This is a genomic window from Vreelandella sp. 162(4c) (genome assembly GCF_058152265.1).
On the sequence record NZ_CM176981.1, the window covers coordinates 2,151,886 to 2,170,551 of the forward strand.

The following is an 18,666-nucleotide window of genomic DNA, read 5'->3' on the forward strand; positions in this document are numbered from 1 at the left end:
CCAATATCGACCAACGAGTTAAAAAATGCTCAATTCTCCGCGCTTAAAAATCCTGCTTGGTACGCTTATCACGTTTGCTTGCGGCGCCACTGCTATGGCTGACGCTATCACCGTCACCGATGTCGCTGGCCGCGAAATCACTCTGGATGGCCCTGCCGAGCGGGTTATTTTAGGCGAAGGGCGGCAAATTTATCTGCTCGGTTTACTCGAACCTGAAGCTCCTTTTGCCCACGTGGTCGGTTGGCGCGAAGACTTTTCTCAAGCGGATCCCGACAACTATGCCCGTTACGCCGAACGCTTCCCAGAGATTGAAGCGATCCCCACCTTTGGCGGCTTTAAAGACGGCACTTTTGACGTAGAGCAGGCCGCTTCGCTTAATCCTGACGTAGTGCTGATGAACATCGAGGCCAAAGCCGCCACAGAAGACGCCGCCTACGACGACAAGCTGGCACAACTCGGCATTCCCATCGTCTATGTGGATTTTCGCGAAGACCCGATTGAACACACCATTCCCTCCATGCGCATCATCGGCCAGATCATGGACGATGAAGAAGCGGCGGAAGAGTTCATCGAGTTTGCCGAGACACAGTTGGCACGGGTAACCGATGTCATCGCCGAAGCGAACCCAGAGCGCCCCAGCGTGTTTATTGACCGGGCCGGTGGCTACTCCGACGAGTGCTGCATGAGCTTTGGCCCTGCCAACTTTGGCGACTATGTCACCCTGGCTGGCGGTAGCAATATTGCCGAGGGCATCATTCCTAACAGTTTCGGCAACCTGAACCCTGAACAGATTATTGCTGCCAACCCTGATCATGTGGTTGTCACCGGCGGCAACTGGGACGCCTACGTGCCGGGTGGCAACTGGGTCGGCGTAGGCCCTGGGTCTGATATGCAAAGCGCTCGCGCTAAGCTTGAAGCACTGACCGAGCGCACCGCGATGACCGGCATCAAGGCGGTGGAATCAGGTAACTTCCACGCCATTTGGCACCAGTTTTACAATAGCCCCTACTACTTTGTGGCCGTGCAACAGCTAGCCAAATGGCTACACCCAGAGCTGTTTGAAGACCTGGATCCCAACGCCACGATGAAAGAGCTACACGAGCGCTTCTTACCCATCGACTATGAAACCGGCTACTGGATATCACTCCATGACGACTGATACGAGGATGACGGAAACGGCGGTAACAGACCGCCTTTCACAGGGGCGCGCCTTCTACCATAGCCAGGTTTTCCGCCGCCAAATGATACTGGCGGCACTGGTTTTAGCGCTGTTTTTTAGCCTCTGCGTCGATCTGGCGCTGGGGCCTGCCCGCTATAGTCTGGGTGAAGTGGTCGCAGCGCTATTCACACCAGACAGCGTCAGCCAGCAGGCCCGGGTTATTGTTTGGGAAATCCGCATGCCGGTAGCGCTGATGGCACTCGTGGTGGGTGCCAGCTTGTCGGTGGCCGGGGCACAGATGCAAACCATTCTGAGCAACCCGCTAGCCAGCCCATTCACCCTGGGGATCTCCGCCGGGGCCAGTTTTGGCGCCGCGTTGGGGCTTGCTTTTGGTGTCGCCATTGTTCCCGCAGCCATTGAGTTTGTGGTGCCCATCAATGCCTTCGTGATGGCCATGTTCACCGCGTTCTTAATTCATGCTTTAAGCCTTAAGCGCGGCGTGACGGTAGAGACGATTGTGCTGCTCGGCATCGCCATGGTGTTTATCTTCAACTCGCTGATGGCGCTGATTCAGTTCTTTGCCAGCCAGGAAGCGGTCTCCGCGGTGGTGTTTTGGACGATGGGCAGCTTAACCAAAGCCACCTGGCCCAAGTTCTGGATCGCCCTTAGCATTCTTGCCTTATCCATGCCGCTGCTTGCCCGGCATGGTTGGGCGCTGACGGCCATGCGCCTGGGCGACGCCAAAGCCGAAAGCATGGGCGTCAATCCCCGCGCGCTGCGTTTGGAAGTGCTGGTGCTGGTGTCACTACTTGCCGCCATCGCGGTGGCGTTCGTGGGCACCATTGGGTTTATTGGCTTGGTGGGGCCGCATATCGCGCGCATTTTACTGGGCGAGGATCAGCGTTTCTTCCTACCAGGCTCGGCCCTGTGCGGCGCACTAATCCTCTCCGTTGGCTCGGTCATCTCCAAGATTATTATTCCTGGCACCATTATTCCCATTGGCATTATCACCTCGCTGGTGGGCATTCCCTTCTTTCTGTTTCTGGTGCTTAACCACAAGAAGGCCTCATGGTAACCCTACAACTGAACCGTGTATCCGCCCGCTATGGGCGTCGCCCTATTCTGGAAGAGATCACCACGCCCTGCTTTCAAGGGGGGCAAGTCGTCGCTCTGCTAGGGCCCAACGCAGCAGGTAAATCGACGCTTTTTCGCCGCGTGTTAGGACTATTGAAAGGCGAAGGCGAAGTGATTATCAGCGGCACCAGCGCCGAACGCCCCGTGGGCTATATGCCCCAGGACACCGGTGCCAAGGCCGTACTGACGGTATATGAATCAGTGCTTTTGGCACGTATGCAGGGGCGTGGATTAAAAGTGCAGCCTGAGGATTTAGCGCAGGTTGATCGCGCGCTGGAAGAACTCAGCATTACGGCCCTTGGCGAACGGGATATTGGCGACCTTAGCGGCGGCCAGCGCCAGTTGGTCAGCGCAGCCCAGGCCCTGGTGCAAGAACCCGAGATTCTGATGCTGGACGAGCCCACTTCGGCACTCGATTTGAACCGCCAGATCAGCCTGCTGACGGTGCTGCGACGGTTAGCCGACGAGCGCCAGATGCTGATTCTGGTGGCGCTCCATGACCTGGGGCATGCGCTACGTTTCGCCGATGCCGCCATGATGCTCGAAAATGGCCGCTTGATTGCCTGCGGCTCCACTGCCGAAGTGATTACCCCTGCGCTGCTACGCCAGGTTTATCGGGTATCTACGCGTATCGAGTCCTGCTCGAAAGGTCAGCCGCAGCTTATCGTCGAAGCCGCTATCTAGCCCTTTGCCTAAGCCGCCGCCCTTCCATCGCCGCTAGCGCTACCCCACTTAACATCAGCGGTAGCGCTAGCAGGAAGCCGCTGGAGACCGGTATTCCAAACAGCACCCAATCGGCGAGGACGGGCCACACCAGGGCAATATATTCAAAAGGTGCCAAACGTGACGCCTCGGCGTAGCGTAGAGCTAATGTCATCGCGATATGCGCAGCACCGCCAAACAGGCCCGAGAGCACCAACAGCGAAAACTCTACCCGGTTGAGTGCTGCCCAGCCCAGTGGGAGCGTTGCCAGCCCGGCTAGCGCGGCCACTAAAATAAAGTAGAAGGCGATTGAAGCCGCTGTCTCGGTGCGTGAAATACGCCTGACGGTTAATAAAGCACCTGCCGTTAGCAGCGCACCCAACGCCCCTAGCGCATACCCGGCCACTTGGCCGTTACTGGAACTAGCATTGAGCCCAGGCAAAATCAGCACGGCCACCCCGGCAAGCGCCAGCACCACACCACCCGCGCGATTAAGCGAGCAGCGCTCCCCCAGCAGCAGAACACCACCAATCGCCATGAAGACCGGCGTAAGCTGGGCTAACAGGGTTGCCTCAGCGACGGGCAGAAGCGCCACCGCCGCAAAAGAGGCAAACATCGCCGCCGCCCCCAGCCCAGAGCGCAACGCATGCCCCAGCGGGCGGCGCGTAGCCAACCCACGTGGGAACTCCCGCCGCAGCAAAAGGAAAACGACGATAGGCAGCAGCGCAAACAGCGAGCGGTAAAATACCGACTGCCCCACAGGCACTTCGTCACTGACTGCCTTAATACACACCAGCATCCCAGTAAACAGGGCGCCTGACAGTATCCGCAGCAAAATACCCATGGTGGGCCGTTCTTCAAGGTGATCCATTGCGTGCAGCATTTCCTAAACAGCAAAAACCCCCGGTGAACCGAGGGTTTTTGGACTAAACACCTAACTGCTTACTATTATCTCAGACTTACGGCTTCATATCTTCAAAGAAGCTTTTCACGCTGTCAAAGAAGCCGGTTTTCTTCGGCGAGTGGTTGTGGCTATTGCTGTCGTCGAAGCTTTGTTGCAGCTTGCGCAACAGATCGCGCTGCTCGTCGTTAAGCTTCACCGGTGTTTCCACTACCACCTTGCACAGCAGGTCGCCGGGCATACCACCGCGCACGGGCTTCACGCCTTTACCGCGCAGGCGGAACAGCTTGCCTGTTTGGGTTTCCGGCGGAATCTTCAGCTTCACGCGGCCATCTAGCGTCGGCACTTCAAGCTCGCCACCTAGCGCTGCATCAACAAAGTTGATCGGCACATCGCACTGCAGGTGCTTGCCGTCACGCTGGAAGATGTGGTGCGGCTTGATAGCCACCTGCACATATAGATCCCCAGGCGGGCCACCGTTAACACCGCTTTCGCCTTCGCCGTTCAAGCGAATACGGTCGCCGGTATCCACACCGGGCGGAATCTTAACGGACAGCGTGCGTGTCTCACGTACACGGCCTTCGCCATTACACTTATGGCACGGCACTTTAATGTGCTGGCCAGAGCCATGACAGGTCGGGCAAGTCTGCTGCACGGCAAAGAAGCCTTGCTGCATACGTACTTGACCGTGACCGTGGCAGGTAGGGCACGTCTCTTTAGAAGAGCCGGGCTCAGCGCCGCCGCCATCACAACGGTCACACTCGATATGCCGCGGCACACGAATATCCACCGTGGTGCCTGAAACGGCGTTTTCCAGATCAAGCTCTAGGTTATAGCGCAGGTCGGAACCGCGTGCCGGAGCATTGGGGCCACGGCGGCGACCGCCACCTCCGCCAAAAATATCGCCAAACACATCGCCGAAAATGTCGCTGAAATCACCAGCGCCAGCACCGCCGAAACCGCCGCCACCTTGGCCATCAACGCCCGCATGGCCGAACTGGTCATAGGCAGCGCGTTTTTCGCCGTCGCTAAGCACTTCATACGCTTCGGACACTTCGCGGAATTTTTCCGCGGAGGTGGTATCGTCCGGGTTTCGATCAGGGTGGAATTTTTGCGCCAGACGGCGATAGGCCTTCTTGATCTCTTTCTGATCGGCCCCTTTTTCGACACCCAGGACTTCGTAATAATCGCGTTTGGACATAGGCCCTACGCCTCCTGGTTAGCTACGCACTCAACTGCACATTTAGCTATGTATTCAACTGTATATTTAACTACGTGATACTTAACTACGTGCGTCTTGGCCGCGGAAACAGCAACGCGGGAGTAAGCTCCCGCGTCACCGCTTTCCTTGGCAGAAAGAGGATGTTACTGCTTTTTCTGATCGTCGTTGACTTCTTCGTACTCGGCGTCAACCACGTCTTCTTCCGGCTTGGTGCCCGCGTTCTCGGCACCTTCACCGCCCTCTTGCTGCGCCGCTTCGGCCTGCTCGGCGTACATCTTCTGGGCTAGCTGGCCAGAGGCTTCGGTCAGTGCATCCAGTTTCTTCTGAATGTTATCGACGTCGTCACCTTTAACCGCTTCTTCCAGCTCGCTGATGGCCGTTTCAATCGCCTGCTTCTCGTCGTCAGTCGCTTTGTCGCCAGCTTCTTCCAACGTTTTGCGCGTAGCGTGAATCATACCGTCAGCTTGGTTACGCAGCTGCACCAGCTCTTCGAACTTTTTGTCCTCTTCGGCGTGAGCTTCGGCATCACGTACCATTTGCTCGACCTCTTCCTCGGACAGACCGCTAGACGCCTTGATGACAATCGACTGCTCTTTGCCAGTGGCCTTGTCTTTTGCCGATACGTTCAGAATGCCGTTGGCATCCAAGTCGAAGGCGACTTCGATCTGCGGCACGCCGCGTGGTGCAGGCGGAATGTCAGCAAGATCAAAACGACCCAGCGACTTATTCTGCGACACTTGCTTGCGCTCACCCTGCACGGCGTGAATGGTCACCGCCGTTTGGTTGTCATCCGCCGTAGAGAAGGTTTGTGTCTTCTTGGTCGGGATGGTGGTGTTCTTTTCGATCAGCGGCGTCATCACGCCACCCAGGGTTTCGATACCCAGGGTAAGCGGGGTAACGTCGAGCAGCAGAACGTCTTTAACGTCGCCACCCAGTACGCCGCCCTGAATCGCGGCACCAACAGCAACCGCTTCGTCCGGGTTAACGTCTTTACGTGCTTCTTTGCCGAAGAAGTCAGCGGCTTTCTTCTGCACCATCGGCATACGTGTCTGGCCACCGACCAGGATCACTTCGTCGATTTCAGAGGCAGACAGGCCTGCATCTTTCAGGGCCATTTTGCACGGCTCGAGCGAGCGCTGAACCAGCTCTTCGACCAGCGACTCCAGCTTGGCACGAGTCACCTTAACGTTAAGGTGTTTCGGGCCAGTGTTGTCGGCGGTGATGTAAGGCAGGTTCACATCGGTCTGCTGAGCGCTAGACAGCTCAATTTTGGCTTTTTCGGCAGCTTCTTTCAGACGCTGCATGGCCAGGTTATCGCCAGACAGATCAATGCCGCTGTCAGACTTGAACTGGTCTACCAGGTAGTTGATCAGCGCCAAGTCAAAGTCTTCGCCGCCCAGGAAGGTGTCACCGTTGGTGGCCAACACTTCAAACTGGGTTTCGCCGTCGACATCGGCAATTTCGATGATCGAGATATCGAAGGTGCCGCCACCCAGGTCGTAGACCGCGATGGTTTTGTCGCCGCGGGATTTGTCCATACCGTAGGCCAGTGCGGCAGCGGTCGGCTCGTTAATAATGCGCTTAACGTCCAGACCGGCAATGCGGCCGGCGTCTTTGGTCGCCTGACGCTGGCTGTCGTTGAAATAGGCCGGTACGGTAATGACCGCTTCGGTGACTGCTTCGCCCAAGTAGTCTTCGGCAGTCTTCTTCATTTTCTTCAGCACTTCCGCGCTTACCTGCGGCGGTGCCATTTTTTTGCCTTTTACTTCAACCCAAGCGTCACCGTTATCAGCTTCGCTGATTTTGTACGGCACCATCTTAATGTCTTTCTGGACGACGTCGTCTTTAAAGCGACGGCCAATGAGACGCTTGATGGCGTACAGGGTGTTTTCTGGGTTAGTAACGGCCTGACGTTTAGCCGCCTGACCTACCAGCGTTTCACCATCATCGGTGTAGGCGATAATAGAAGGCGTCGTACGACCGCCTTCGGCGTTTTCGATAACTTTAGCGCTGTCACCATCGAGCACGGCCACACAAGAGTTAGTGGTGCCCAGGTCGATACCAATTATACGTCCCATAGCAATACCTCGAATTCGGTTGTTACAAAACTGAAAATTTAGTTTTTAAAGCTTGTCTGCGGGTTTCCCCGCGGGGTTGCCCTTTATTTGGGGGCCGCCGCTGACATTTCAAGGGCTTTTTTTCACACACTTTTTTCAAACTCTGTGCCGCCAGTGGCTTAATCGGCTTTTTTACTCACTACAACCATCGCTGGGCGCACCAAGCGTCCATTGAGTAAATAGCCTTTCTGCATAACGTCCATCACGGTGTTCGGTTCGAGATCCGGGTTAGGCACCATGGTCATGGCTTCGTGCACTTGCGGGTCGAAGGGTTCACCATGGGGTTCAATGCTTTCAACGCCGAACTTGTTGAGTACATCCAGCTGCATTTTCAAGGTCATGGAAACACCTTCACGATGAACTTCCGATGCACCCTCTTCCATGGTCTCAAGCGCTTTTTCCAGGCTATCTACCACTGGCAGCAGCTCTTTAACGAACTTCTCCAGGGCAAACTTGCGGGCTTTTTCCGCTTCCTGCTCCGCACGACGGCGCACGTTTTGCGCTTCAGCGGCGGCGCGAAGGGCTTGATCCTTGGCTTCGGCCAAGCTCTGCTCTAACTCACCTACTTGGGCTGCCAGCATTTCCGCTTCCGGGTTGTCGACGCTGTCCTCTAGCGCCTCTTCGTCATTGATCAATCCTTCCAGTTCGCCCTCCATCAAGCGCTCTTCAGCAACCTTCTCAGCTGCTTGCTCGGCGCCATCGGCGTCTTGCTCGTGGCGGGCCAGCTCATCGTCCATTGGTGTTTGCGGTTCTTTCGCCATGTTGTGCTCCTAAAAAGTAGAGCGCGGCCACGCGGGCGGCGCGCAAAGAAGTAAGCTTTAAGTCACTAGCTTTGACTGATCATGCACGCTATATGGGGGCCATAAATTCCATCTCAAGAGGTGCATTGAAGTGAGTTATTAACTACTGTATAAATCAACAACTATTGGATAAGTATCCAGCTTCTATGCTGTACCGCCTCAGGAGGCGCCATGCTTACTCAGCTAGCTATTCAAGATTTCGCCATTGTCGATCACTTAGAACTCGACTTGACCGGCGGTATGACCGCGATTACCGGGGAAACCGGCGCGGGCAAATCGATCCTGTTAGGCGCCCTTGGGCTCTGCCTGGGCGAGCGTGCCGACGCCGGAAGCGTGCGTCACGGCCGCGAGCGTACGGACCTCTCCGCACGCTTCGACATTCAACACCTGCCCGCCGCCATCGAGTGGCTAACGGCGCGGGAGCTCCCCGCTGAGGAATGCTTGCTGCGCCGTGTGGTCACCGCCAACGGCCGTTCCAAAGCCTGGATTAACGGCCAACCCGCAACTATCTCGGATCTAAAATCCCTCGGCGAGCAGCTGATTCAAATTCATGGACAGCATGCTCACCATGCGCTGATGCGCGAAGAGACCCACCTTGCCCTGCTGGACGATTACGCAGGCCTAAACGATGCCACCACTCAATTAGCTGAAACGTTCCGCGAGTGGCGCAGTGCGCGTCGGCAGCTGAAGAAGCTAAGCGAAGAAGGCAGTGAAGTTGAGGCCAAACGGCAGTTGCTGCGTTACCAAGTAGAAGAGCTGGATCAGCTCGGTTTAGCGGAAGGTGAATTAGCCACGTTAGAGGAAGAGCAGCACACCCTGGCTCACGCGGAAGAGACCCTGCGCGAAACCCAGTTTGCCGCCGACTGCTGCGCCAGTGACGAGGGCGGCGCGCTCTCCTTACTCAACCAAGCGTTTACCCACTTAAGCGCCCTGCCAGGTAGCGACAAAGGCACCCTGGCGAACACGCTTGCCATGCTGAGCGATGCGCGCATTCAAGTGGAAGAGGCCTCCAGCGAGCTTAACCGCCTCGCCAGCACCACCGAATTAGACCCTGAGCGGCTCGCCTGGGTTGAAGAACGAATGACCGACGTACACCGGATTGCCCGCAAGCACCACGTTGCTCCTGATGAGCTATGCGCCCTGCATGCTGACCTACAGCGGGAAGTCGCGCAGTTAGAAGAGGGTGGCAATGACTTGGAGGCACTCAGTGCGCGGGTCGTCGAGCTACGCGAAGACTATCGCCAAGAGGCGAAAAAACTCAGCGAGAGCCGTCAAAAAGCCGCACTTCGCTTGGGTAAAGAGGTGCAGCAGCAACTGGGCTTTTTGGCCATGGGCAAAGCCCGTTTTGAAGTGGAGGTCACCGCTAAAGACGCGCCCTCCCCTGAAGGTCTCGATCGCGTGCAGTTTTTGATTAGCGCCAACCCCGGCCAACCCGCTCGCCCATTGACCAAAGTCGCCTCCGGCGGTGAGTTGTCGCGGATTAGCCTGGCGATTCAAGTGGTCGCGGCGACGCACTCAACCGTGCCCAGCCTGGTGTTTGACGAAGTGGATGTGGGTATCTCGGGGGCCACCGCAGAGATCGTTGGCCAACTGCTGCGCAAACTGGGCGAAAACGGCCAGGTCATGACCGTGACCCACCTACCCCAGGTGGCAGCACAGGCGCACCAGCACCTGCATATCGAGAAACAGGCGAAGCGCGATACAACGCTGACCCAGATGGCGCTACTCGACGAACAGGGCCGCATCAGCGAACTGGCGCGCATGCTGGGCGGCGTCACGCTTTCTGACCAAACCCTCGCCCACGCTCGGGAGATGCTGCACGCCAGCCAACGCCCGCCGCACTGATTGAGCGGGCGCCCTGCGCCGTTTCTGTGCATTTCTATAGCGCACAGCTATACAGCACATCTGCACATAGCAAAACAAACGCCCCTGATCCACTTGGCGAATCCAGTTAACATTCTGTTAACCAGGAATTCGGCCAAATGGCTCAGGGGCGCTTATATTTCGAACCGCGCTTAACGGTCTGCGACTAACAGCGACCTACGAACACTATTTCTTGTTCGTCGGCCCGCTGTCCTGGCGCGTCACGTCGGAACCGCGCGGACGTACATATAGCACCAGAGCATGATCCACTAGTTCGTAGCCGTGCTCTTCAGCGATTTCTTGCTGACGGCGTTCAATGATTTCGTCAACGAACTCAATGATTTCGCCGCTTTCTAGGCACACCATGTGGTCATGGTGATCCTCTTGGGTCATCTCGAATACCGCATGGCCTCCGTCGAAATTATGACGAATTACCAAGCCCGCTGACTCGAACTGAGTCAATACGCGGTATACGGTTGCCAAGCCAACATCTTCGCCCGCATCAATCAGTGTTTTGTACACTTCTTCCGCGCTAAGGTGGTGCTGACCCGAAACATTTTCGAGAATTTGAAGTATCTTGACGCGCGGCAGGGTCACTTTTAGACCGGCTTTGCGCAATTCATGGTTCTGATCGGCCATGGTCGCTCTTCGCAGTAACTGGTTAGGTCGGGTATGATCAACCGAAACCACGATAGTGAAGAATAGGCCCAAATGCAAAAATTGACTCAAATCATCACGCTCTCCGTTGCCCTTACTGTCATTAGCGGCTGCAGCTACGTAGGCGTGTACAAGCGCGATATTCCCCAAGGCAACCTGGTCACTCAGGAAATGGTCAGCCAGCTTCAGCCAGGCATGACCCAAGAGCAGGTGACTTACGTAATGGGCAGGCCATTGCTGGAAGCGCCCTTTGACGCCAGCCAGTGGGATTATGTGTTTCGTTTAGATAAAGCGTATGGCGACGTAGAGCAGCGTCGCGTAACGCTCACCTTCGATCCCCAGGGCCGCCTGGTGAACATTGAGCAAGAAGGGGATCTATCCAAAGAGCTACCGCTTGAAGGCGATAGCAGCATGGGGCCTGCAACGGAAGGCGTTGATCCAATGGATGCCCTCCCTACAGAGAGCACCCAGACGCGGCCACCTGAGGGCACACAACCTGTTCAACAGCCTTAAAAGCGGTTAACGCTTCGGGTCGCTCGCTTGACGCTTGGCGCGCTCTAGGCGAGCGGCCTTGGGGTCGATCGCCAACGGCCGGTAAACTTCGACCCGATCCCCGTCGCGTAATAGATGGGTATCGGGTTCGCGTAGCGCTTTACCGAAAATGCCCAGCGGCGCCTGAGCAAAGGTTTCGCCGGGCACATCAGGAAAGAGCGTGGGCAAATCGGCCAAGGCAACGGCCTGACGTGCCGTAGTGCCCTCAGGCACGCGCAGAGCCACTATGCGCTGTTTGGAAGGCAACGCGAAGGCTACCTCAACCGCAAGCGCTTCAGCGCCCATACAGCTCGTTTGCGCGCTTGGTAAAGGCATCGACTAGCTGGCCAGCGATTTGCTGAAAGAGTTTGCCGAACGCCATACTGAGCAGCCGGTTGGCGAACTCAAACTCCATCTCAAGGCTCACCTTGCAGGCATCCTCCCCCATGGGGATAAACAGCCAGCGACCTTTAAGCCGCTTGAACGGCCCTTTTACCAGCGACAGCTCAATACGCTCGGGCGCAAAAAGTTCGTTGCGCGTGGTGATGGTTTGCTCAACACCGGCACGACCCAGGGTCATTTCGCCGATCAGATGCACATCATCATGTTCGAGCAAACGCGCCTGGCGGCAGCCTGGCAAAAACTCCGGGTAGCGTTCGAAGTCGTTAACCAGATCGAACATTTTCTGGGGGGTGTGCCGCACTAAGGCGGAACGATTGACGGTTGGCATTGACCTCTCCGCTGACTTCACAGTGCCCAAAGCGTATCATGGGAAACATTTTTCAGACCCTAAATGGTATCACGCCTCCCCAAATAACGAAGGGGAAGCCACTGACAGATTAATTATGAGGTTCCATGGCCACTAAGAAAGGTAACAGTAAGGGCCCCGGTAGCAGCGTTATTGCCCAAAACAAGAAGGCACGGTTTGAGTACCATATCGATGAGACCTTCGAGGCGGGGCTATCGCTCGCTGGCTGGGAAGTGAAGAGCTTGCGCGCCGGTAAGGCTCAGCTCACCGATACCTATATTTTGGTTCGTAACGGCGAAGCGTTTCTGCTGGGTAGTCATATCATGCCGCTGAATACTGCGAGCACACACGAGATTGCTGACCCGACGCGCACCCGCAAACTGCTGCTGCATCGCAAAGAGATCGCCAAAATCTTTTCGATCACCCAGGACAAAGGCCACACCTGTGTGCCCCTCAAGCTTTACTGGAAACGCAATAAAGTGAAGTGCGAGCTGGCGCTAGTGACCGGTAAACAGCTGCATGACAAACGCGCAACAGAAAAAGATCGCGACTGGAGCCGCCAAAAAGGTCGAATTATGCGGGAACATAACAAGGCATAACTGGTCAATCAGGTGTGAGCACGTTAGAATGCTCAACTGAAATAAGGGGGCGACATGGTTTCGACGCCGGTGACAACCCTTGCGGTGCATGCCGAGAGCGTGATGTATCTCGTAAATCCCACATCACGAAAAATAGTCGCAAATGACGAAAACTACGCTCAAGGCGCGCTAGCAGCTTAAACACTGTTAGCTTCTTGTCTGGCCCCAAGGTGATGTGCCTATTCATCGCTGAGGGGATACGAGCTAAAGCTGATAGGATCGCGTTTGGTGGTGTCTTCTCGCCAAGCGCTAAACTTTAGAAGACTCGCGTGGCTGAATCCTGATCGTCGGAGTCAGTTGCGTTAAATCAAATGACGAAATCTAAGCATGTAGAGCCAATAGGCGCGTGCTGGCGGACGCGGGTTCAATTCCCGCCGCCTCCACCACCTTACTATACAAATCAAGCACCTACGGGTGCTTTTTTTGTTCTCCCATCCCAAATACCATCCAAAGTAAAACCGGTGCCTTCCTGCTGGATTCCTATTATCTCAGTACGAAAAATACGGATGCGTAGCGTTACGGGGTGTCACGACCCACTGTTTGGCGTTGGTCCTCGGAAGGAAGACTGCCAAAGCCAATTCGCTTAAGCCCTGGCTGCACCCGCTTCGGCCAAAAGAAGACTTTCAGTTTTTTCGCATATAAGCCTAAATATTATTAATTCAGATAACCCATTAATTACTATCTCACCTAATTTTGTAAACGCTTACCCATCATTTTAACAACGCTGATGGGAGAAAAACCTCTAGTCCTCAGGAGAGCGCTAGAGGCCACTGCTTTAGAAAACCTTATTCAGCTCCCCATAGTCCCTTCTAACACGCAACACCACGGTCACGTCGTTATCATTGCGATTATGAAAGAACCAACCTTGGTTACCGGTGAAGTCAGCTTCACGTTCGCCTTCGTCTTTGGGCAAACCACGCCCTTTCTCATCGCTGATCGAGTTGCCATTTCCGTCACAGTGGGTGTCGAAATGAAGTGGCCCACCAACGGAGGCCCAAACGAATGTCGCGACAGCGCCTTCTTCCATTGTCAGTTTGTACTCGGTGCCCTCACCCGGCGTGAGGTGAAGTTCACTTCATCGCCAAGGCTTATTGCGGGCCATGGTAGCTGCGCATGCTTCCCCTCATCTGTTCACGCTGCTCATCGGTTAGTAAGTCCTGCATCTGATTATGCATGCGCACATTATCAGCCATCATATCGCCATGAAGGTTGGCCATTTGGGCATGCAGCGCCTTTACTTCCTCTGGCTCTGGTCGCTCAGCCTGCATGATTTGCATCATGTCGTCGCGAAGGTTCATCATTTCGCCCATCCGCTCAAATTGGGCCGCGCGGTGTTCCTGACGCATCTCACGCATGGTACTCATCTGCTGCTCGTCGAGCATACCGACCATGCCGGACATAGTCCCCATGCCTCCCATCATTGGACAAGGCATCATCCCACTTTGCCCTCCCATCATCATTCCTGGGTACATGCCTTCTTGACTGCCCATCATCATGCCCGAACCCATACCGCCTTGGCCGCCCATCATATTGCCTTGACCTTGGGCGCCTTGGTTCATACCTTGAGCGAAGATGACGCTGCTTGTGACACTGAGGCTTGCAGCCAGACCAAGGGCAAAAATCAACTTGTGCTTAACCATGATATTTCCTCTCATGTTGCTGGTCGAGACATCGCCTTTTCCTACAGAAGAAGGCGGAGTTAGCTTACGTTATAAGCCTACAACCTATAGGTAGCCCAAAGGTAAAGGGGAAACCAATCCCAATACCTAAATGTTGTCACAAGTCATTTTTCCCGCCGTTTTCAGCCCTGTTTCAGGTTGGCACGTTATAAAACTGAGCCACTTCCATGAAGAAGAGCGCGTCCAAATGCCTGCTCAAATACCTCACCGCCCAAGAGGCGGAAACCCCTGAAGCCAAAGTGTTCCTGGACGCTCTCTTAGCTCCCAAAGGGCACGAAGCTATGTGCCTTGTTCGCCAAACAGGACGAATGAACGGCCTCTGAAGGCTCAACCGAATCAGTTTTAGCGCCTCCGCGATGAAGAAACGGCATCCATTCAACCCTGAAAAAACATATAAGGAATCGGCATGCAAAAGAAGACGAGATCTCTCCCGATCGTTCACGCTACCTTAGCAACACTGTTGATTTCGCTAGCAATCCCGGCACTCGCCCATGAAGGCCGCACAAGCACTTCGCCTAAGGATGGTGACACCGTTCAGGACTCCCCTGCGAAAATTGGCATTGAGTTTGGTGACGTGATGCGCATCACCCAGTTTGAGGTGACAGGCCCGAATGGCTCAGTTCCCCTTGATGGTCAGCCAGGTAGTGAACAGGTCGAACGCTACTTCGTAAAGCCCGGTGAAGTTCTTTCGGCTGGGAACTACCAGGTGCATTGGCGAGGCCTATCGGATGACGGGCACATGATGTCCGACGGTTTTAACTTCTCGATCGAGCCCTGACCCGTGGCCTGGTGGTACTCCGTAAATAGCCTCGACGTCTGGATCGTCACGATGATCCTCGTGGCGGCCGGGGTTTACCTTAGCGCCCTAGTCGCAACGGGGGCCGTGCTGTTTCGCCTAGCGTTTCCGCAACTCCCTGATCACGACCGGAGGCGCGTTGTCCGCATGGGTGTCTTCGCTGCTTGGTCGGGGGTTACCCTGGTTCTGTTCCAGTGGCCTTTGCAAGCCGGATACCTTGGGGGCGGCAATGTGGCTGCTGCAACCAACCCGATGCTGCTCGGGATCGTGTTCGAGGGTGCGCCCGGGACGCGGCTGATACTGGCCGTTACTGGCTTGCTGCTGGTCCAGGCGATTCAGCTCAATAACTTACTACTCTCGAAAACAGCCAATAGCTTGAGCCTAGTAGGCGTGTTACTGGTGATGCTGGCGTTCGTGCAGGTGGGACATACAGTGCCCCCCCCTCGCCTCGTTCTGTCTGGTTTGCTGATCTTTCACTTGATGGCAGCGGCATTCTGGGTGGCCTCACTGTGGCCGCTGTTCCACTTAGTGGGGCGACGTCACAACCAGGGCAATAGCGCCCGCATTCTGACTCGTTTCGGGCAAATCGCCATGGGCGGGGTTGGCTTGTTGGTGCTGACGGGCGTCACTTTGGCCACGCTGCTTACGGGCGGTCTCACGCCGCTGCTCACCACGGCATATGGACAGCTCTTGATCGGCAAGGTATTGATTGTCGCGGTGCTACTGTTATTTGCTGCCGCGAACAAGTGCCGACTTGTACCGGCCTTTGAGAGCGGCGACGCTACAGCCCCACGACGTTTACAGCGCAGTATTGCTCTGGAGATGGTACTGGTCGCAGTTATACTGCTGATCACTGCGGTGCTGACAAGGGTCACATCACCGAATGGTTAAGGAAAGGACATCCCCTGGTTAGTTAAGCGTCCAGCTTAATAGCTATAAGCAACGCTCTCCGGAAGGCAAGGCCGATACCATCCGCGCGCTGCAAGCGATGCACGACAGGTCATTGAGGCGATGGACGTGACACTAATCCGCAGCGAGCTCACCGCTGTATTGAAGGTGTCCTTAGGCAACTAACACTAAATGACATGAGGTTCAGGCTCATTTCAGGTTGGTACGCTATAACGCTTAGGTACACCACTAAGAGGTAAACATGATGCGCAAGACCTACCTGACCTACAGTCTACTGACAATATCACTCTGTGTTATGGGGTCCACCTCTTGGGCAGCGGGCGAACATGATGGTTCTCTCAATGACGCGAGCTCTGCCGATGTTGATCGCACTATTAGCTTTGAAGCAGGCGATATGTGGTTTGATCCTGAAGATATCCAAGTTACCGCCGGTGAGACCATTAAATTTGAAATTTCCAACACCGGTAATCTTGAGCATGAGTTCGTGATAGGTGATAAAGCCGCCCAGGAAGAGCACCGTAAGATGATGCAAGAAATGAGTAGTGGTCATGGTGAAGGTCATGGCGGACACGGTGGTCACGACATGGCGGAAGGTGCACATGGCGGGCAAATGCCGTCTATCACCATCGGGGGAGGTGAAACCAAAACGCTGGTATGGACGGCTTCCTCAGATGTTGACAGTCTGGAGTACGCCTGCAATATCCCTGGTCATTATGAATCAGGAATGTATGGTGATATTAACTTTTAACGCGATATCAGCTTATGAAACTGTTGCTTCTGGAAGATGATGACCTGTTAGCCGAGAGCCTAGCTGAAAGTCTGAAAGACAACGGTTACCTCGTCGATGTAGCCGCCTCTGTCAAGGCGGCTGCGTCGTTTATGGCAACCGAAGAGTACGAGCTTGTCATCCTAGATATTGGGTTACCCGATGGCTCGGGGCTTGAACTACTCACCCAGTGGCGTAAACAAAAACGTACTACTCCTGTTTTGATACTCACTGCGCGCGATACTTGGGAAGACAAGGTAGTTGGCTTGGAAACCGGGGCCGACGACTACCTCACTAAACCATTTCACGAAGCCGAACTGATGGCACGCCTAAAGGCACTACTGCGCAGGCGGTCTGGCCAGCTATCCCAAGTCATCACTCTCAACGGTGTCTCCTTGGATGAAGCGAGCCAACGTGTTTGCAGCGAAGAATCAGCATGGCGTTCGCTTACTGCCACCGAGTTTCGGCTACTGCGTTACCTGATGCTTCACCCCGATCGCATTCACTCCAAGGAGCGACTGCTAGAACAGCTTTACGCATTGGAGCAAGACGCCGCCGCACCTAACCTTGTTGAGGTATACGTGGCGCGTCTGCGCCGTTACCTTGGCAAGTCGATCATCCAGACGCGCCGCGGCCAGGGGTATATTTTTGTTTCACGTTGATAAACGCAGCTTACGGTTTCGTCTACTAGCTTGGCTGGGCGGCGTCGCGTTGCTGGTTGTTGGCTTGACATGGTTGCTGCACGGCGTGTTTCTGCAAAAGCTTGCTAAGGATTTTCTTGGTGAACGCCTCAAGCGTGAAGCCGTACATGCTGTATCACAGTTAGAAAATGACCGGTTGGCAATGCCCACATCGCTCGTCTCGACTAGCAAAACTTACCAAGTATTTCATCACCTTTACGTACTACGTCTCAATGGTGAGACCAGCGCCTCAGACCCAGAGTGGCAGAGACAGCTCGCAATGTTACTGAACGAAGAAGGTAATGCGCTCATCGAGGTAAAGCGTGGCAAGCGCCATTTGCTGGTGTATCGCCAGCATTTCGAGTGGCAGGACAGCACCGGCGTATTGCTGATTGGTGAGGATTTTTCTCAGGTAGAAAATGGGCTAGCCACGTTGCACTGGTGGGTAGGCGGTATTGCTGCAGGCTTACTTTCGGTTCTGGTCGCGCTCAACATGTTGGCCGTTAACCGTGGTTTGCAGCCCCTGTGGCAGTTGCGTGATCAGCTTGAAGCCCTGCAAGCAGGCGAGCGTCAGCGACTCTCTCTGAACGCGCCCGCCGAGCTAGATGGTTTGGTCGCGCAGCTCAATCGCTTTATGGATGACATCGACCTACGTTTGCAACGCTCACGGGAGTCAGTTGCCAACCTTTCTCATGCGCTTAAAACACCGTTGGCGGCGATCACCCAAGTGCTCAGGGGCAGCCGGCCAATTGACGACAGCCGCCGCCATAAGCTTCTGATGCGGCTAGAAGATATCAACGTACAATTGGATGCCGAGCTTCGCCGTGCGCGTATCGCAGGCCCTCATGCGGGGCGTTTGACCCACCTCATCCGCGACAGTCAACGCCTAATGAGCATGTTCCGTAGTCTCTACCCTCAGCAGGCGTTCGAACTAACGCAGGCAATTAATCAGCGTGATCAGGTCCCTATTGATGCCCACGATTACTCCGAAATATTGGGCATTGTGCTGGATAATGCTGGCAAATGGGCCAAACAAGAGATTTGTTGCCATATCGACGTTACGCCGCAAACGCTCATGCTAACTGTTGATGATGACGGTCCCGGCGTCGCGGAAAGCGACATACCTCGTTTAGGTGAGCGTGGCACTCGGCTGGATGAACGCCATCCCGGTTACGGCCTGGGGCTTGCTATTTTGACGCAGCTGGTAGAACGCTATCACGGTCACTGCCAGTTTGAGCGCAGCCCACTGGGTGGTCTGCGGGTTATCACCACGCTCCCATTAACGGCAGTGACATCCGCTTAACTGTTTTTCAGCGTTGATTCAGCTTGCTCCCCCAAGATGATGATATTCATCAGCGATGGGA

20 protein-coding genes and 1 other RNA gene are annotated in these 18,666 nt (G+C 55.2%); 12 read left to right on the forward strand and 9 right to left on the reverse strand.

All coding sequences use genetic code 11. The features are described 5' to 3' along the window. The first annotated feature begins 25 nt into the window (after positions 1–25). From AC4EYZ_RS09755 to AC4EYZ_RS09765, 3 genes are read left to right on the forward strand one after another with little or no spacing between them, the layout of a single operon-like run. Positions 26–1,159: an ABC transporter substrate-binding protein gene (locus tag AC4EYZ_RS09755; protein ID WP_474191480.1), complete on the forward strand. Its 1,134-nt coding sequence runs from the start codon at positions 26–28 to the stop codon at positions 1,157–1,159. Continuing rightward, entirely contained in the window at positions 1,149–2,234 is a 1,086-nt protein-coding gene (locus tag AC4EYZ_RS09760; RefSeq protein WP_490204238.1) for a FecCD family ABC transporter permease, read from the forward strand. Before AC4EYZ_RS09755 ends, AC4EYZ_RS09760 begins: the two co-directional genes overlap by 11 nt. Continuing rightward, positions 2,228–2,977 (forward strand): ABC transporter ATP-binding protein, encoded by a 750-nt coding sequence (locus tag AC4EYZ_RS09765; RefSeq protein ID WP_233974686.1) that lies wholly within the window; start codon positions 2,228–2,230, stop codon positions 2,975–2,977. The genes AC4EYZ_RS09760 and AC4EYZ_RS09765 overlap by 7 nt, the downstream gene beginning before the upstream one ends. Here the strand turns inward: AC4EYZ_RS09765 and AC4EYZ_RS09770 are convergent. The 4 genes from AC4EYZ_RS09770 to grpE all read right to left on the reverse strand — a co-directional run bounded on the left by AC4EYZ_RS09770 (position 2,970) and on the right by grpE (position 7,996). Continuing rightward, positions 2,970–3,866, reverse strand: coding sequence for a DMT family transporter (locus AC4EYZ_RS09770; protein ID WP_233974687.1), 897 nt, complete (start codon positions 3,864–3,866; stop codon positions 2,970–2,972). The two genes, AC4EYZ_RS09765 and AC4EYZ_RS09770, sit on opposite strands and share 8 nt — an antisense overlap. 88 nt (positions 3,867–3,954) lie before the next feature. Then, positions 3,955–5,097 carry a molecular chaperone DnaJ gene (dnaJ, locus tag AC4EYZ_RS09775; protein ID WP_022520724.1) on the reverse strand — a complete coding sequence of 381 codons (1,143 nt, stop codon included), beginning with the start codon at positions 5,095–5,097 and terminating at the stop codon, positions 3,955–3,957. 164 nt (positions 5,098–5,261) lie between these two features. Continuing rightward, complete coding sequence (gene dnaK / locus AC4EYZ_RS09780) at positions 5,262–7,196, reverse strand: molecular chaperone DnaK (RefSeq protein WP_009287914.1); 1,935 nt, start codon at positions 7,194–7,196, stop codon at positions 5,262–5,264. 158 nt (positions 7,197–7,354) lie between these two features. Then, positions 7,355–7,996, reverse strand: a complete 642-nt coding sequence (gene grpE, locus AC4EYZ_RS09785; RefSeq protein ID WP_027958234.1) for a nucleotide exchange factor GrpE — start codon at positions 7,994–7,996, stop codon at positions 7,355–7,357. A 210-nt stretch (positions 7,997–8,206) separates the two neighbouring features. Between grpE and recN the strand changes: the two genes are divergently transcribed. Beyond that, on the forward strand, positions 8,207–9,880 hold the full coding sequence (gene recN, locus AC4EYZ_RS09790; RefSeq protein WP_041159417.1) for a DNA repair protein RecN: 1,674 nt from the start codon (positions 8,207–8,209) through the stop codon (positions 9,878–9,880). A 204-nt stretch (positions 9,881–10,084) separates the two neighbouring features. Here the strand turns inward: recN and fur are convergent, their stop codons facing one another. Beyond that, positions 10,085–10,537, reverse strand: a complete 453-nt coding sequence (gene fur / locus AC4EYZ_RS09795; RefSeq protein ID WP_007111850.1) for a ferric iron uptake transcriptional regulator — start codon at positions 10,535–10,537, stop codon at positions 10,085–10,087. Between the two features lie 72 nt (positions 10,538–10,609). Here fur and bamE point away from each other — a divergent pair, with 72 nt between their 5' ends. Further along, positions 10,610–11,068: an outer membrane protein assembly factor BamE gene (gene bamE, locus AC4EYZ_RS09800; RefSeq protein ID WP_027958232.1), complete on the forward strand. Its 459-nt coding sequence runs from the start codon at positions 10,610–10,612 to the stop codon at positions 11,066–11,068. Positions 11,069–11,074: 6 nt separating this feature from the next. On the opposite strand, the gene AC4EYZ_RS09805 is transcribed toward bamE, so the two are convergent. Continuing rightward, positions 11,075–11,392: an RnfH family protein gene (locus tag AC4EYZ_RS09805; RefSeq protein WP_022520727.1), complete on the reverse strand. Its 318-nt coding sequence runs from the start codon at positions 11,390–11,392 to the stop codon at positions 11,075–11,077. Further along, positions 11,382–11,816, reverse strand: a complete 435-nt coding sequence (locus AC4EYZ_RS09810) for a type II toxin-antitoxin system RatA family toxin (protein WP_022520728.1) — start codon at positions 11,814–11,816, stop codon at positions 11,382–11,384. Before AC4EYZ_RS09810 ends, AC4EYZ_RS09805 begins: the two co-directional genes overlap by 11 nt. Positions 11,817–11,941: 125 nt before the next feature. On the opposite strand from AC4EYZ_RS09810, the gene smpB reads away from it, so the two are divergent. Continuing rightward, positions 11,942–12,433, forward strand: a complete 492-nt coding sequence (gene smpB / locus AC4EYZ_RS09815; protein ID WP_008958772.1) for an SsrA-binding protein SmpB — start codon at positions 11,942–11,944, stop codon at positions 12,431–12,433. A gap of 45 nt (positions 12,434–12,478) precedes the next feature. After that, positions 12,479–12,858: a transfer-messenger RNA gene (gene ssrA, locus AC4EYZ_RS09820) on the forward strand. 389 nt (positions 12,859–13,247) lie between these two features. Here the strand turns inward: ssrA and AC4EYZ_RS09825 are convergent. Both AC4EYZ_RS09825 and AC4EYZ_RS09830 read right to left on the reverse strand, forming a co-directional pair. Beyond that, on the reverse strand, positions 13,248–13,499 hold the full coding sequence (locus tag AC4EYZ_RS09825; protein ID WP_474192409.1) for a hypothetical protein: 252 nt from the start codon (positions 13,497–13,499) through the stop codon (positions 13,248–13,250). Positions 13,500–13,560: 61 nt separating this feature from the next. Further along, positions 13,561–14,112, reverse strand: a complete 552-nt coding sequence (locus AC4EYZ_RS09830) for a Spy/CpxP family protein refolding chaperone (RefSeq protein WP_490204239.1) — start codon at positions 14,110–14,112, stop codon at positions 13,561–13,563. Positions 14,113–14,557: 445 nt separating this feature from the next. Between AC4EYZ_RS09830 and AC4EYZ_RS09835 the strand changes: the two genes are divergently transcribed. The 5 genes from AC4EYZ_RS09835 to AC4EYZ_RS09855 all read left to right on the forward strand — a co-directional run bounded on the left by AC4EYZ_RS09835 (position 14,558) and on the right by AC4EYZ_RS09855 (position 18,605). Further along, positions 14,558–14,929 (forward strand): copper resistance CopC family protein, encoded by a 372-nt coding sequence (locus tag AC4EYZ_RS09835; protein ID WP_041159416.1) that lies wholly within the window; start codon positions 14,558–14,560, stop codon positions 14,927–14,929. 51 nt (positions 14,930–14,980) lie between these two features. Beyond that, on the forward strand, positions 14,981–15,838 hold the full coding sequence (locus AC4EYZ_RS09840) for a copper resistance D family protein (RefSeq protein ID WP_490204240.1): 858 nt from the start codon (positions 14,981–14,983) through the stop codon (positions 15,836–15,838). A 259-nt stretch (positions 15,839–16,097) separates the two neighbouring features. Beyond that, entirely contained in the window at positions 16,098–16,604 is a 507-nt protein-coding gene (locus AC4EYZ_RS09845; protein WP_009287909.1) for a cupredoxin domain-containing protein, read from the forward strand. Between the two features lie 14 nt (positions 16,605–16,618). Next, positions 16,619–17,284 carry a response regulator transcription factor gene (locus AC4EYZ_RS09850; protein ID WP_027958228.1) on the forward strand — a complete coding sequence of 222 codons (666 nt, stop codon included), beginning with the start codon at positions 16,619–16,621 and terminating at the stop codon, positions 17,282–17,284. Beyond that, on the forward strand, positions 17,271–18,605 hold the full coding sequence (locus AC4EYZ_RS09855; protein WP_474192693.1) for an ATP-binding protein: 1,335 nt from the start codon (positions 17,271–17,273) through the stop codon (positions 18,603–18,605). Before AC4EYZ_RS09850 ends, AC4EYZ_RS09855 begins: the two co-directional genes overlap by 14 nt. The last annotated feature ends 61 nt before the right edge of the window (positions 18,606–18,666 follow it).